Raw genomic sequence first — 15,189 nt, 5'->3', positions numbered from 1 at the left:
TTTTGGTTGATGTCCGAGCGAGTATCTTCTACAACAGATAAGTGTTCAATAAGGTTCAAAATGACTGTGCTGCTGAGGGTTTGGCACAATTAGATCATATTTGTTAACAAAGTGCGATCCCGCCCTGATATCGAACTGACGTATATCGGCGCTTAAATTATTACGAAGTATAGGGGGTATTTTTCAAATGAATTACACCGGTGTCGGGTCCCTTTTTTTCCTCATTCTTAGTGTGGCAGTAGCCTGGTTCGTCTGGGAAGATTCTGACTCCAGCACAGCAATTCCGGATTACTCGACGACCAAATTGTTGGCTGAGCAGGGTGATGGTGAAGCGCAATATCAGCTGGGTTTATTGTTATTGAGAGGACTGGGGGTAACGAGTGACCCCGAGGAGGCTCAGCAGTGGTTCCAGAAATCTGCAGATAGCGGTAATGCTCACGCACAGTTTCAGGTTTCACAGTTTCATGATCGGAAGTTTCAATCCTCCGAAAATCCAGAGCATGGCATAAAAGCGTTTAACTGGTTAAAGAAGGCCTGTGACAAAGGGAGTTGGGAAGCACAAACAAAGATGGGACAAATATACCTGGACGGTTTACAGATTGAGGGCCTTGAAGTTAGTCCGGACCAAGGAACTGCTGCGTTTTGGTTTCGTCGAGCGGCGAAAAATGGCAGCAGTAACGCCAATTATCAGTTGGCAAAGTTACTCGATGCAAACCCTAAACTGGCAAAAAATGGCGAGGAGAGTCTTGATTACTATAAAAAAGCTGCTGAACAGGGTAATCCGGATGCCCAGTATTGGCTTGGTGTTATCTATCTTGAAGGTAAGTTAACGCGACGAAACCATGGTTTGGCGATGGAGTGGATGAATAAAGCTGCACAGCAGGGGCAGCCATATGCGGAATACATGGTAGCAACAGAGCTTGAGAGAGAAGGTAAGATACAAGAAGCGTTAAACTATTATGCTCGATCAGCCGAGCAAGGTTTTGCAGAAGCTCATTATAAAATTGGTCTGATATACCGATTTGATACCCTCATTGACGCCGACCTTGAGAAAGCTGAATTTCACTTAACCAAGGCTACTGAGCTTGGACATAGTAAGGCGAAAGAAGAGCGGATTGGTTTACTGGCGGAACAAGGTGATGCGGAGAACCAGTATTACTTTGGTAATCTTTTAAAGAATCGCTATTTTGACGGTGGTGCACGAAAATCATTTCTGCATGACCAAGCCTATGTTTGGTATGAAAAGTCAGCAAATCAAGGTTATCCGGCGGCGCAGAATGAAATGGGCAAGCATCTATATTTGGGTAACCCTGAAAAAGCTTTTAGTTTGTACCGCCAAGCTGCGCATCAGGGGTTAAGCCCTGCGCAATGGAATCTTGCGATCATGTATATGAAGGGAGAAGCCACTGAGCGAGACCGAATGACAGCAAACATGTGGCGCATAATCTCGGAATCTACCAGACCCGCAGGGGACATGTATAGTTATGGCCGAATGTCCGCTCGTTTTCAGTTTGCCCCACTAAATGAAACGGAAATGGCGGAGGTTCAGGCACTTGCTCAGCGATGCATGGAAACTGACTATGAAGTGTGTGCTGGAACTTAATGTGTGGTTAATCGATGATAGGTAATAATGATTCTGCAGCCAGATGTCCTGATGGGGTCTACACAAGTCTTAAGCTCCAACGCGCCGTTGCAAACGGTCACTGTCGCCCCGGGGCGTTATTTGCGGTTTGAATCTGTGGGGGAGTTTCCCGATGCTGTCATTAAGGCGTGGCAAACGGTTTGGCAATACTTTGTATCTCCAACTTGCCGTCATACCCGTGCCTACACCACAGACTTCGAATGTTATGAGAGCGCCGATAAAGTCGCCGTATTTATTGCACTGAAATAGTGTTTCGATTGACAGCCAACATTCATATCCGGTCGAGTAATAGAGCGCCTATTTAACAGTTTTAATCGGTTTTCAGGACAAAGGTTAGCTATTCGAAGGGGATGGATAACAGGAGGTAACAGTGATCAGGGAAGCGATGCAAAAGGATTGTGAGAATCTGGCCGCCTTGTCCATTCAGGTCTGGTTGGACACCTATGCGACGCAGGGGGTTAACACCGCGATTTCTCAATATGCACTTTCAACCAGCACCCACAATCATTTTAGTGACTTACTTAAGCAGCCAGCTATTAATACATTCATATATGAAGAAGATGACCACCTGGTTGGATTTGTGACTATCAATCTGGCGTCCAGATTTAACGACAATGACGCGTTTGGGTATGAGATTGCTACGCTGTATGTCTCGCGTGACTTTCAAGGCAAGGGAATTGGGCGAACGTTGCTTGATCATGTCTCTCGTTTGTATGGGCGTGACTATTGGCTGTCAGTTTGGGTGCAAAATCAGGGTGCTCTGCAGTTCTATGCTCGACTCGGTCTACTGGAAGTTGGCAAGACACAGTTTGAATTAGACGGTGAGGCCCATCAAAACCTTATTTTAAGTCCCACTGCAGCTAAGTGACTCGACTCCCCGCGGCTCACCTGAATAGCCTAGCTAAGCTTGATGTTAAGTGTGCTTTTAAACCACCTTTGATTGGGCTCAATCAACACTCATGTTATTGGTCACGAATACCTGGAAAGGGGATGGATTAAAAGGCTCTTCGCATGCTACAGGGGGACATACGAAGAGCCAGGGGAAGGGTTACTTGGCAGCGGCTGCCATTTGGCCAGCAATTCGACCGTACACAATGATGTCGCTGTAGGCGTTGCCACCCAGACGGTTAGTGCCGTGGGTCAGGCCGGTTACTTCACCCGCTGCATACAGACCAGGAATGACCTTGCCCTTGGTATCGATAACCTGGGTCTTGGTATCCGTTACCAGGCCACCCATGGTGTGGTGTACCGATGGCGTTGCTTTCATTATCCAGTATGGGCCTTTGCTCAGGTTGACCAAGCCCGCACGATGATTGAACGCTTCGTCTTTACCTGTGGCAGCATAGTGATTTACGTCTGTAACCGTTGCCATCAGCGTCGCCAGCGGGATGTTGAATTTGGCGGCGGCTTCTTCCAGCGAGTCCACTTTAAACATCAGGCCACGGCTGTGCAGATCAGCAAATTCACCCGGGTGCATGTCAACAGTGCCGGCGATATCGTCAATGGCTTGATTCCACAATACATAGGTATAGCTGCCGGTTTGCTCAAGAATTGTATTACTGATGACGTCACGACGTTCCAGTTCTTCCACAAAACGACATGTGACACTGTTTTTTTTATACAGTGCTATTGGTGATTAAGCAAGTCAGAGTCCTGTTTTGTTTGTGACAGTTTCCCGGTTATTACATGGTGAGAGAAATAAGTATATGATTAGTCGACGTAAATTTGGTACTGTTATTGAATAAGCGTGAACTAATCGACTCGATAACAGGAACAAGTGGTTTATATGTAAAGTTATCGAGACATTGACATCGAAGTGCATTGAATTGAAAGGGTTTAACACGTCTTGTTTAATCATCAAAATCTGGATAAACGAGACGTCTCATTATACAAAGGTTATGCATTCTTATGAATAAGTCCATGGATAAATGGGTCGAAGAGATAGGCCACGGTATTCCGGTAGCTATTGCTGCCGCGAGAAATAACTCAGAACACCTTTCGTATATATTCAAGTATGCGATTTCACATGCAATTGAATCAATGGACATACATGATTTGGATGTCATTGAAGAAATAGAAGAGTATATCTCGGAACTGATTGACCTGGATTGGAGTAATGATCCAGAGTCAAAGAGTCAGTATAAATTCCACTATGCTTCAACTTACATATTTGCACATGTTCCAGCAGAACAGATAGAAGAGATGGAGGCCGACAGAATAATGGACTATGTAGTCGAGAAATTAGAGCTATTTCAAACAAATGCATAACAAGGCCATCGAGTTCGCTCACTTCGTTCGCAGGACGCGCGAAAGCGGCCTTCGGCTCGCGCGCCTCTCATGGCAGCGTTATGTGAATTGGAGGTTTCAGTGGACAAGGTAGTCAAAAATCGTTTCGACGAATATCCAGAAAATGCTCGAGTTCGGCTAGAAGAGTTGCGTTCTCTAATCCTGAAAGTTTCTTCGGACTTAGACCTCGGTAAAGTTGAAGAGTCTTTGAAATGGGGTGAGCCAAGTTACAACGTAGCGGCTGGTAGCCCGGTTCGTATTGACTGGAAATTGAAGTCACCAAATAACTATTACGTATTCTTCAACTGCCAAACGAAACTTGTCGACACGTTTCGAGAGTTGCATGGTGATGTATTGAAGTTTCAAGGTAATAGGGCAATCGTATTAAGCTTATCTGAGCCATTACCAGCATCTGAGCTCAAGCATTGCTTAGAGCTTGCCTTAACATATCAACAACGGAAAAAACTGCCGCTTCTGGGCGCGTGATAGGTATTCACATAACAAAGCATTTAAGACGGATTCCCAACGCATCGCGTTTTCGGCTTACTTTAGTTTTAGTGTTTATGTCACAATGGTTTAGGCAAGGTGGTTGGCGTTGGTCTGACCTGGTCAACTGAATTCGGTCACCCTAGTTAAGTTCTTTAAGCTACTTCTTTTAACGGCTTGGTCATACGTTCAAATTCATTAGGACTTTGATAATTGAGGTATGAATGCATCCGTTGGCTGTTGTACCACATAGTGATGTAATTCAATACATCTTGCTGAGCTGCATACCGCGTTCGATAATTGCGCCAATGAATTCGTTCCTGCTTCAAACTACCGAAAAAGCTTTCTACTACTGCATTATCCCAGCAACAGCCTTTTTTACTCATACTGCCTACAAACCTATGTAACTGCGTTATACCGCAATCAATCATCTAACCTTTTCATGGCTTTACGGTAAACATCGCTACGTTCGCGTTTTCCGACGGCTAAGACGGTTACAATGATGACATCGTCTTCAACTTTGTAGACGAGACGGTAGCCCGATTGACGCAACTTGATTTTATACATGTTGTCAGCTCCAGAAAGCTTTGAAGCAGAAACATGTGGGTTATCTAGGCGCTCGATTAGCTTTTTCTTAAACTGTTGTTGCAGAGTAGAGCCAAGCTTTTTCCACTCTTTGAGTGCGCTCTTTTTAAAGTCGAGTTTATAGGTCATCAATATTTACCGAAATGCTCTCTTCAGACTCACGCTCTTTAGCGATAGCTAGTAGCTCAAGATCTTCGAGTCTGTCCATCATCATTTCGTACGCTTCGGCAGGTACGCAATAAAATGCTGGCTCATTTCGGTTTAATACAGCAACAGGTTCGCCGTAAGCACTAGTTGCAACTTTCATAGGGTTAGCTTTCAACTCGGTAATGCTTGCAGCAACATCGGCTAAAATTCTAGTGGTCATACAATCGGTCTCTTAAGTGGTCTCTATGTTGGTCATTTTAGCCTCAACCAAGCGGTATAACAAGGCGTTTAAGAGGGATTCTCAACGCTTGGCAGTTTTGGTTCTGTGTGTATGGCACAATGGTTTAGGTCGGGTGGTATTGCGTTGTTCACCCCTTAACGCGGCGTTAAATGTCAAAGGCTTATATCTTAGGTTAGATCGCCTAATTAGCTTGGGTGGCACGTTAAAAAATATGGGTGGCCGTTTTAAGTCGCCAACTTAAGTAAATACACCTAAGTTGGCGACTGCTGCGATATCAATAAGTCGCTGGAGTGCCTGTTATGGTTTGTTCTGATGACTATTATGGGTCTCGGTCAGGCGGCGCATCAGCGGCAATACGGCCAGAGCGAGCAAGGTGCAACCAATAGCTGCAAAGCCGAGTTTGTTAAATAAGCTCGTGTAAATCGGCAAGGTGTCTAATGGATTGGTTAACCCTTGCGGTACGCTGGCAAAATTGGCAACGACCCCGCCTAAGTACTGAGAAATACCCGATGCCACAAAGTAAGCCCCCATCATAAAGCCGCCCATACGTTCAGGGACATAGCGCGCTATCATGGCGAGCCCCAAACCACTGACTAACAGTTCGCCGAGAGAATAGGCTCCATAGCCCCAAATCATCACCCAAGATGAGGTTTTGCCATCAATAGCAAACTGACCGGCAATGCTGTAAATGAAAAATCCCAATGCAACCACTGCAAACCCCAAGGCAAATTTAGCGGCAATTGAAATATCTTTATTATGTTTACCTCCCGAGGCGTAGGCCCAAGCCAAAACCGGGCTAAGCACCATGATCCAAATCGGGTTTAAGGCTTGGAATTGTGCGGGTGACCAAGTCCATAAATGGTGACCAAACACGACAAAATTCCAATCGACATTGCGCAATGCGAATAAGGCCAGCGAGGTCGACATTTGTTGATAGAAAATGAAGAAAAATACGGTTTGTATGGTCAGTACCAGCGCAGCGATTAAGCCGGCTCGTTCTTTGTCATGACTGCTGCGGATCAAGTGAACAAAGATACCGAGTACCACCACGCCCGCCGAATAGACAAAGATTCTAGCAATCAATTCATATTCAAGAATCACAGCTGACAATGCCACAGCCAGTAGCGAACAGGCTAATACGACCGCCAGTTTTTGTTTATTGACCGGATGCAAATCTGGTTCAGAACCATAGTTATCTAGGGTGCGGCGCATCACCATATAGTTGCTAATGCCGACAATGAGACCGACAAAACACACTGAAAATGCCGCATGCCAACCGTAACCGCCACCATAGGTGTTATTGACATAGTCTTTAATCAGCGGCGTGAGCAGCATTGAAAAGGTAGAACCTATGTTGACCGCCATATAATAAATGGTGAAAGCGCTGTCGATTTTTGAATCGTCACCTTCATAAATTTTACGGACAAGGTTACCGGCATTGGGTTTAAATAGGCCATTACCAACGACAATGACGCCTAGCGCTGAAAATAAAAACCACGTATTTTCAGAGGGAACGGCCATTAAGGCATAACCTAATGTTAAGACGATGGCACCTATAATCATGGTGCGTTTTGTGCCGAGCACTTTATCGCCGACCCAGCCTCCAATCGCGGGAGAGACATAGATTAATGCGGCACAAGCGCTCCAGACTAAATTGGCCCGACTGTCTTCAAAACCGAGGCGCTCAACCATAAAGTACACAATGAGCGCTTGCATACCGTAAAACCCGAAGCGCTCCCACATTTCAATTAAAGACACTGTCATAAATGACTTAGTCTGACTGGCTGCCATAGCCTTCGTCGTCATGGTGTATTCCTATTATAGTTATCATAGTTGGACTCGATTATAGTGGCAGATAGGGGTGTCAACCAATCAGACCATTGACCATGGTACAGCGTGTTCACTGGTTCATTGCATTAATTCTTGTTGAAGTGTCTGTATGCTGTTGAAATGTAGCTTTAATTTAGCGTTTTATTCTGTTTGGAGGTATGGCCGAATCCCTGAACGATGCTGGGATTTATGTTGTTTTTAGTGAGTGTCTTTGGTGGTCAACGGATTTGTGGTATACAAAGTGTTCCGCCATAAAACAATAATAATAATGACGACACTTATCCCACAAACACCGACCACGATAGGTACATGGGCCTTGCTGCTCGCAAAATCGATCGCCAGTTACGGTATCGATCCTGAGCCCATTTTTATGCGGGCTGAGTTAGATTTAAATGATGCCAAACGCGATCATGAGGCCCGCTTTCCGGTGCGAAAAATGGCCAAGGTATGGCAGTGGGCGGTTGAAGAGACCAATGATCCCTGCTTGGCTTTAACATTAACTCGCTATTTTCAGCCCTCAACTTACAGTGCCCCGGGCATTGCGATGGTGTCGAGTCGCAATGTGCTTGAAGGCTTGCAGCGTTGCATTCGATATTTTCGCCACACCACCGATGTGGCCCTTATTGAAACCCATGAACAGGGCAACACGCTGTCGTTAAGCATTAGTATTCCCCCCCAAAATCAACCCTGCGCAATTGAGGCTATCGAAGCCTATAGTGCGACAGCGATTAAGTTGTTTCGATTGATGCTCGATGATGACTTCAGCCCGATATCAGTAAGCTTTTCCCATCAGGGTGGCTTGGCTAAAGCCGCGGCATTTGCCGAGTATTTTGGCTGTGCGGTCGAATTTGGACAAGCTCGCACAGAGTTAACTTTTAATCGCAGTATCTTGTTAACCCCACATTTGTACGCCAATCCCGCGTTGGCGGCGTCTCTTGATGATTGGATTAATGAGCGCTTATCGCAGTTTAGTGCGAATCAGTTCGCTACCAAGGTACAGCAATATATTTTGGATAACCTTTTGTTTCAAAAGCTCGATGCCGACAGTGTTGCCGAGCATTTGCACATGACCACCCGCACGATGCAGCGGCACTTAAAGAAGGATGGTGTCAGTTTTCAGCAGCTACTGAGCGACAGTCGCCAACATATGGCGATCAAGTTGGTGGCAGAAAAACAACTCACGCTCACCGAAATCGCGCATATGCTGGGCTTTGCCGATCAAAGTAGTTTTAATCGCGCTTTTAAAGGATGGACTGGGGTCAGTCCCAAACAATATGCCAGTTAATCGCGGCGCCAGGCCAGATGTCAGCGAGCCATGGCGCCTGTAGGCTTAGTTGGTGGGGATGACCCCAGGTAAAAATTGCTCAACACTATCCCAAGCGCGTACCTCATCGGTGGGCAAATAGACCCGCATATTGAGGCGGAAAATGCCTTGTTGCGGTGTGGGTAACCAATTGGACTCATGGCCCTCTGGCGGGGTGCTTTGCAAATACAGGGTGAGTGAGCCGTCATCGTTATATTGCAAGCCTTCGGTGCTTTTGCGGATGGCGTAGCGATCGATGGCATTGTCGACTAACTGATAGTCGTCACCATATAAGGTAATCGACCAAAAGCCACCGTCAAAGGAGGTCGGTAGTTGGCCCTTGTCGAAGTGCAAGCGATACTCATGCTTGCCACCTTGGAGCAAATCGTTATTAACATCTGAGTAAGTGTGAAAATACACGGCCTCTTCGGGTGAGTGCACAAACAAGCCTTGGATAGCGCCTTCTGCTCTGGCTAAGTAATCGGTGCCATAGTCACCACCCACAAAATCGACGTTCCATTTATTTTGTGATTGAGTGCCGCGGAATTTCACTTTCCATTTAACGATATCGATGCTGGCATTTACTGCTCGGGCTAACCCGCGCTTGGTGGCCTCATCGAGCTTGCTGGGATCAAATGGTGTGGTATCACTGAGGCCAATTTGATTAAAGGTGTTAAGAATGGCGCGGTTGTCACCAACCGGTGGATTCTCCATTAACAATTGCGAGAAGTAGCGATAAAACGCCAGCGCTTGCCCTTGCTTCATTTGGGTCTCTGCCAAATTAAGCGCGACCGGCGGCAATGCCGCGCGTTGCGCTTTGCTCATGCCAAATTGTGATAACGGCATGGCATCAAATAATTGCTGCAACTCGCGAACTTCGGCTACCTCCGCCTCTGCGTTTGAATATGAGGCGATACGTAGCGCTACAATGGCGGAGTTGTTGGGCATGCGCATGGCGGTCACGCCATCTGGCAGTTGCCCCTGCCAATCTGGGCCGATTAGCGCGAAATAACCGCCTTTGCCTTGGGTAGCTCGCGTACCAACATAGTGTTGATTGACTAAGTAGGCGTCGGCAATCTGCAGTGAAAAATATCGGTCATCGATATCAGGCACCTTAATGATATAGGGCTCTTGTGCTAGGTTGGCATATAGCCCTGAATAGACGGTGTCTGGGTTGGGGGTGTAGGGCATTTTTGATTTTGCCGTTGCCAAGCCGGAATAATGGCCCCACTCGCCCGGCGCTGCACAAGGACAGGTGTGTTTGATCCGAGCGAGTACCGCAGGGTTCATGCGAATGTCACGTTGGATATCCATCATCACCATCGGGATGGCAAACATAAAAGCTTGGATCCCAGTGGCATAAGCCCACTCCTCTTTGGCCTTGGCATCGGCATCTTTGATGATGCCTTGGAACTCATGATTATTGACTCGAAACAGCGACAAAATAGGATGAGTCGGTGCTGCTTTTAGTGGCGCTGAGGTAGCCTCATTGGCACTGGCTGGCGAGGTCATCGCAATCGCGGCGACTAGGGCGCTATAGATGAGAGAGTGTTTTATTTTCATTATTATCCCTTATAACTCGGAGGTCAGTTCACGCCGTTAAGGCGTGACTAGCGTAAATTTGCCAGTAGGCTTGTCGAATAAATTAAAGAAACTAACCAAGGTTAATGGATTACCATCGACACTCAGTTCGTCTGCAAAGAGAGTCTGTTGTATCCCCAATTGCCCGGTGAGCATATCGACCAACATTGGCTGAGTGAGTGTCAGATGAACATCGGCCTCTGGTGTGCTAGCTGTTAGAGTGACAGCCTTGAAATGCAACACGGCATTTTCAATCCATAGCAGGTAATGTTGGTCTAAGTCACTAAATGAAATCAATACCTTAGTATCTTCACCTTCGGCATCTTCTGCCTTAAGTCGCACGGCCATTGATTGAAAAAACTTATCAACCGAGGTTTGGGCTAACACCTCTCTAAAGGCCAGTAAGTCCACACCGCGATCCGGGACGCCATGCAACAACTCTTGAGCCGCCATCAGGTAACTATTGCGCCATGAGCCAGCTTCGGACTGATAGCCCAATTGTCGGTAGGTGTTGGCCAATAGTTGTTTGGCTTCGCTATTTTCTGGCAGGCTAAAGACTAAGTGGTTCAGTAATTCGGCGGCCCAGCGGTAGTCACCATCATCAAAGGCTTGCTGGGCAGCATTCAGCACGGCTAATTTGCCGCCCATAAGCGCAATATAGCGTGATGCGCTTTGGCTGGCGGGCAGCGGGTTAAGGTTGGCAGGATTGGCGTCATACCAGCCAAGATAAAATTGATATACCGCTTTGGCGTTATGACGCAGTGAGCCATGGTAGCCCCGAGTCGACCAGTTATTCGCAAGCGAGGCGGGTAGCTCAAGCCGTTCGGCAATTTCATCACTACTGAGCCCTTGGTTTAACCAGCGCACTGTTTGATCATGAATATACTTATACAGATCGCGCTGTTTCGCGAGGAAATCTTGGATTGGCGCCTGACCCCATAACGGCCAGTGATGGCTTGCAAAGTAAACATCGGCCTCGGCAAATAGGCTTCTGGCTTCATCGATGTAGCCGCTCCAGCGCAATGCGTCACGCGCTTTAGCGCCGCGCAGGGTATAGATATTATGCATATTGCGCGACACTAACTCGGAGCCGCAAAAGGCATTGTATTGAGGGAGGTAGAAGGTGAATTCTGATGGCGACTCGGTTTCAGGGGTGAGCTGAAAGACCATATCTACGCCATCGACATTAATGGTTTCTCCTGTATATTCAATCGAATGAGATGGAGACAATATGCCAAATGTTCCCATGACAGGGCCTTTGCCTAAGCCTGAGCCGATATAGCCATCGGCGGCCACCGGTAACTCGGTGCCATACATCATTTGCGCACGGCGGCCCATGGCAATACCGGCGATAATGTTTTCGCTGGTAGCCGCTTCCATAAACCCACTCGGAGCAATGACTTGCACCTTACCACTTACCACATCTTGTTTGGAGGCGATGGCTAAGGCGCCGCCAAAATGATCGATATGAGCATGGGTAAAAATAATCGCGCTAATCGGCTTTTTTTCAAGGTGTTCAAAGGCAAATGCCAAGGCTGCCGCTGCTGATTCTTTGGCGGTCAGTGGATCGACGACTATCCAGCTATTGTTCGCTTCAATGAGGGTCATGTTGGATAAATCAAAACCGCGCAATTGATAAATCCCAGGAACCACCTCAAACAGTCCTCGGATATTATTGAGCTGTGCTTGTCGCCACAGGCTTGGGTTGGCTGTGGCCGGCGCGTCTTCGCTCAAGAAACTAAAGGGCTCTGACGCCCAAAGTGTGCGCCCGTCTTTGGTCAATTCTACTTGTTCAGCGCTAGCAATTAAGCCGCGTTTTGCCAGTTCAAAATCCGTGGTGTCACTAAAGGGCAACTGTTGCTGTACTTGTTGATTGGCGGCTAGGGTGGCGCGGGTGGCACTGCTGTCTGACATCGGCGCGGGCGAGCAGCCGCTAACCAGCAGCGCGAGTGCTACCAATGGCCATGAAACTTGGCGGATTTTTGATAAAGATGAAGACATATATATCCTTAAAACAGCAACTAAAGGGATTAATAAAAGTAATATCGCAGTTGTAAACCCACACTGCGTCCAGGTTCAATCATTTGGCTGTACACCCCTGTGCTGAAGGGGGTATCAAAGGCAAAATTGCTGGTCAGTTCATCGGTGAGGTTTTTGGCCACTAAGGCGACTTCCCAACCGGCGTCTGAACTAATGGCTGTTCTGGCATTGATTTTGGCGTACGCCCCTTGTTTAGTCAGAGGGTTAAGATCAGTTGAGGTAAAGACCTCTGATTGATAATTGACGTCTAAGCTAGTACGCCATTGCAAGTCGCCAAAGATGTAGCGGATATAATCGACATTAAGACTGGCGCTGACCTCGGGGGCGAGAATATTGGTGTCACCGGTTAAGTCGCAGGTGCGGCCATTGGGCTCAATGTTGTCGGGTATGAGTACGGTACTGGTAAAGCATTTAGCACCTGCAAATGAATCCCAGTTGAAATCCATTAAGCCAAGGCTGCCAGTGAGCGTTAAATCCTCGGTAATGAGCCAGCGACCATCAAGCTCAACCCCTTGGCTGGTAGCTTGGCCAGCGTTTTCGACCATAAAGCCCACCTGGCCATCAAATACGGAGGTTTGGAGATCATCAAATTTCATCACAAAGGCGGCGATATTTAACTCGGCAATGCCGTTGGCTAGCGATAATTTGCTACCCACTTCATAAGCAATCACTTCTTCAGGGTCAAATTCAAAATTTGCTGCTAGATTTGAGCGGGCATCAAATCCTCCAGCTTTGACCCCCGTGGCGACGGTGGCATAGACCATGCTGTCGCCTAAGTCATAGCTAAGGGTCACCGACGGAGTGACATGGCTATCATCACGTTCCGCCCTGATGTTGTGGGGCTCAATGGTGCCAAAGAGCGGGTTTTGAATATTTTGGCTCGCTTGGCCGAGTAATAGCGGATCTAAATAGGGCAGTGAGCTGCCTAACATGGCGACATAGGCCGGCCCTGGTAATCCTGGGATCCCCAGTTGGTTTAATGTGGCTGCCAGAGCGGGAGGCTTGATGAGCGCCAACTGATCCACCGCGACCCCAGTGACAGGATCGACCAAAGACATCTGTTTGAAGCCTTGCTTATGTTCGTCTGTGTATCTCAGGCCAAGGCTGGCGCTGAATTTGTCGGTGAGCGCGTAATCCATTTGGGCAAATACCGCCCATAGGCGCGAGTCGCTGCCGTAATCCCTAAGTCCCCGTACTTGCAGTGGATAAACGGCGGAATTTTCTTGATAGCGAAGATCGCTGGTTTGGTAAAAAGCGCCGGCAATATAGTTGAGCGGACCGCTTAAATTTGAGGCTAGGCGGATCTCTTGGCTAAATTGTTGGTAAGATTCTGAAAACTCAGGAGAGTACATCAACACTCTGGCGGTTGAGTCTTGATCTTTGCTGCCATCAAGATCATAACTTTGCCAACCTGTTGTCGCACTCAAATCATGGTTATCCATGCCATAGCTGAGGTTTAAGGTCACAAAATCGACGCTGGCATCTTCTTGTTCTTTTTCGCCTAGGGCCGGTTGGGTTCTGGCGGTCTCATAGCCTAATTGGTAATAACCGAGCTGATCGAGGATCGGCGCCTGAGCGGCAATTAATGCTGGCTCAGCCACCACGATGAGTGGTCGGCCGTGCACACTGTCTTGATCATGTTGGATTTTCAAATTGGCATTGAAATCATCCGTTGGCTGCCAATCTAACGTGAGGCGTGTGACTAGGCTTTCGCGGGCAGGCATCGTGTCATCCGTACTGGCATTGTAAATATAGCCCTGATCGTTTTCGTATTTAGTGACTAGGCGGGCATTTAAGGTGTCGGTTAACGGTCCTGAGATAAAGCCTTCAACATCAACCTTATCGCCTTCAGTAAAATAACTAGTGGCAATGCCGGCTTCAAAATAATCATTGGGGTTGTTGGTGGTTAAATTGAGGGCGCCTGCCGTGGTATTCATGCCGAATAATATACTTTGCGGGCCGCGCAAAACTTCAACCATGGCTAAATCGACAAAGGCGCTGCGCATCAACACACCGCGGCCGCGGTAAATGCCATCGACATAGGTCCCGACGGTTTGCTCGAAACCTTGATTCGGCCCTGATCCTAAGCCACGCATATAGATGTTGTAGCCTTGGCCAGACTTAGTCACAGCAAAATTGGGCACATAGGCCGACATTTCTTCCATTTGACTGATGTTATTGCTTTGGAGCATATCGCCATTAATGGTGGTAATGGATACCGGCACATCTTGAAGACTTTCTACTCGTTTTTGCGCTGTCACCTCAATGACTTCTAAGGTCTTTTGCGGTTTTTGTGGGTCTTGTGTTTGGGCGACTGTCATCGGCGAAAAGCTCATTGCTACTACACTCGCCAGCAAGGTGGGTCGAAAGAGAACACGAGTATGTTGAGGGAATAGGTTCATAAGCTCACGCCTTTTAGGTGTTATGTGATTTAGAGCACGCTTTGGTGGCTACCACCCTAGCGCTAACGAATGTTAATAAATTGTTTGAAGCTGACATTTTTTTGTTGTTTAGCGACATTTATTGCTAAATCGGCCCTGCTGCGAGGCGGTCAATAGGCTGATTAGCGTGATGACTAATAGCGGCTTCATGGTAATGAGCCTTAATTATCATCACGTTAGAGGTGTTGATGGCCGGAGGTTAATGGCGGCAGGATTAACGACAGATTACCCTTGCTGTTTGTCTGTTTTTGTCTGGCGTAAATGGGACTATGCTGTAGAAGCTAATTAATTAACAGGAGTCGTTATGATAGCCGTTGGACAGTATTGCCAATAAACGTTAGAGGTATTCATCAGTTATTCAATGGTGAGATCAATACCAACATTTAACTTAGTGATTTTAGTCAAGGCTTAACCAAAATATGCATTCACCATCCGTTGCTTTGATAGGAAAGCGCAGAGGCTGTATATCGTCATCAAAAACAGGGGCAGATCATGAACGTTTTTTGCCCAATGGCAAATCAAAATTGACCTAATGAGCTAGCTGTGATCTTATGCTCCTCTTTTGAGGAGTTGCCATGAATATAGATACCATCAAAGAGCATTTCAG

At 47.2% G+C, this 15,189-nt stretch carries 12 protein-coding genes and 2 pseudogenes; 6 read left to right on the top strand and 8 right to left on the bottom strand.

Translation table 11 applies throughout. The features are described 5' to 3' along the window. The first annotated feature begins 187 nt into the window (after positions 1–187). The 3 genes from KU855_RS17445 (at position 188) to KU855_RS17435 (ending at position 2,510) form a co-directional block, all read left to right on the top strand. Positions 188–1,603 (top strand): tetratricopeptide repeat protein, encoded by a 1,416-nt coding sequence (locus KU855_RS17445; RefSeq protein WP_218532168.1) that lies wholly within the window; start codon positions 188–190, stop codon positions 1,601–1,603. Positions 1,604–1,654: 51 nt separating this feature from the next. Continuing rightward, positions 1,655–1,891 (top strand): GyrI-like domain-containing protein, encoded by a 237-nt coding sequence (locus tag KU855_RS17440; protein WP_218532166.1) that lies wholly within the window; start codon positions 1,655–1,657, stop codon positions 1,889–1,891. 121 nt (positions 1,892–2,012) lie between these two features. After that, a complete protein-coding gene (locus KU855_RS17435) occupies positions 2,013–2,510 on the top strand; it encodes a GNAT family N-acetyltransferase (protein WP_218532164.1) in 498 nt (165 codons plus the stop codon). A 180-nt stretch (positions 2,511–2,690) separates the two neighbouring features. Here the strand turns inward: KU855_RS17435 and KU855_RS17430 are convergent. Beyond that, positions 2,691–3,239 (bottom strand): annotated as a pseudogene (locus KU855_RS17430) (FAD-binding protein); the annotation flags it as partial. Positions 3,240–3,562: 323 nt separating this feature from the next. On the opposite strand from KU855_RS17430, the gene KU855_RS17425 reads away from it, so the two are divergent. Further along, positions 3,563–3,910, top strand: coding sequence for a hypothetical protein (locus KU855_RS17425; RefSeq protein ID WP_218532162.1), 348 nt, complete (start codon positions 3,563–3,565; stop codon positions 3,908–3,910). 99 nt (positions 3,911–4,009) lie between these two features. Then, a complete protein-coding gene (locus KU855_RS17420; protein WP_065431842.1) occupies positions 4,010–4,414 on the top strand; it encodes a DUF1801 domain-containing protein in 405 nt (134 codons plus the stop codon). A 155-nt stretch (positions 4,415–4,569) separates the two neighbouring features. Here the strand turns inward: KU855_RS17420 and KU855_RS17415 are convergent. The 4 genes and pseudogenes from KU855_RS17415 to KU855_RS17400 all read right to left on the bottom strand — a co-directional run. Continuing rightward, positions 4,570–4,818, bottom strand: a pseudogene (locus KU855_RS17415) (IS3 family transposase); the annotation flags it as partial. A 19-nt stretch (positions 4,819–4,837) separates the two neighbouring features. Next, a complete protein-coding gene (locus tag KU855_RS17410; protein WP_218532160.1) occupies positions 4,838–5,128 on the bottom strand; it encodes a type II toxin-antitoxin system RelE/ParE family toxin in 291 nt (96 codons plus the stop codon). After that, complete coding sequence (locus tag KU855_RS17405) at positions 5,118–5,366, bottom strand: type II toxin-antitoxin system Phd/YefM family antitoxin (RefSeq protein ID WP_005377003.1); 249 nt, start codon at positions 5,364–5,366, stop codon at positions 5,118–5,120. Before KU855_RS17405 ends, KU855_RS17410 begins: the two co-directional genes overlap by 11 nt. Positions 5,367–5,684: 318 nt before the next feature. Continuing rightward, positions 5,685–7,193 carry a peptide MFS transporter gene (locus tag KU855_RS17400; RefSeq protein WP_218532158.1) on the bottom strand — a complete coding sequence of 503 codons (1,509 nt, stop codon included), beginning with the start codon at positions 7,191–7,193 and terminating at the stop codon, positions 5,685–5,687. Positions 7,194–7,485: 292 nt separating this feature from the next. On the opposite strand from KU855_RS17400, the gene KU855_RS17395 reads away from it, so the two are divergent. Then, entirely contained in the window at positions 7,486–8,502 is a 1,017-nt protein-coding gene (locus KU855_RS17395) for an AraC family transcriptional regulator (RefSeq protein ID WP_218532156.1), read from the top strand. Positions 8,503–8,547: 45 nt separating this feature from the next. Here the strand turns inward: KU855_RS17395 and KU855_RS17390 are convergent, their stop codons facing one another. From KU855_RS17390 to KU855_RS17380, 3 genes are read right to left on the bottom strand one after another with little or no spacing between them, the layout of a single operon-like run. Next, a complete protein-coding gene (locus tag KU855_RS17390; protein ID WP_218532153.1) occupies positions 8,548–10,083 on the bottom strand; it encodes a DUF1254 domain-containing protein in 1,536 nt (511 codons plus the stop codon). A 36-nt stretch (positions 10,084–10,119) separates the two neighbouring features. Beyond that, a complete protein-coding gene (locus tag KU855_RS17385) occupies positions 10,120–12,102 on the bottom strand; it encodes an alkyl/aryl-sulfatase (protein WP_218532151.1) in 1,983 nt (660 codons plus the stop codon). A gap of 29 nt (positions 12,103–12,131) precedes the next feature. Next, a complete protein-coding gene (locus KU855_RS17380; protein ID WP_218532143.1) occupies positions 12,132–14,543 on the bottom strand; it encodes a TonB-dependent receptor in 2,412 nt (803 codons plus the stop codon). Between the last annotated feature and the right edge of the window lie 646 nt (positions 14,544–15,189).

It is taken from the genome of Shewanella sp. NIFS-20-20 (genome assembly GCF_019209865.1).
In the GTDB taxonomy this organism is placed as follows: Bacteria; Pseudomonadota; Gammaproteobacteria; order Enterobacterales; family Shewanellaceae; genus Shewanella.
The sequence above is the reverse complement of the archived record's forward strand: the minus strand, read 5'-3'. Positions and strand labels throughout refer to the sequence as shown.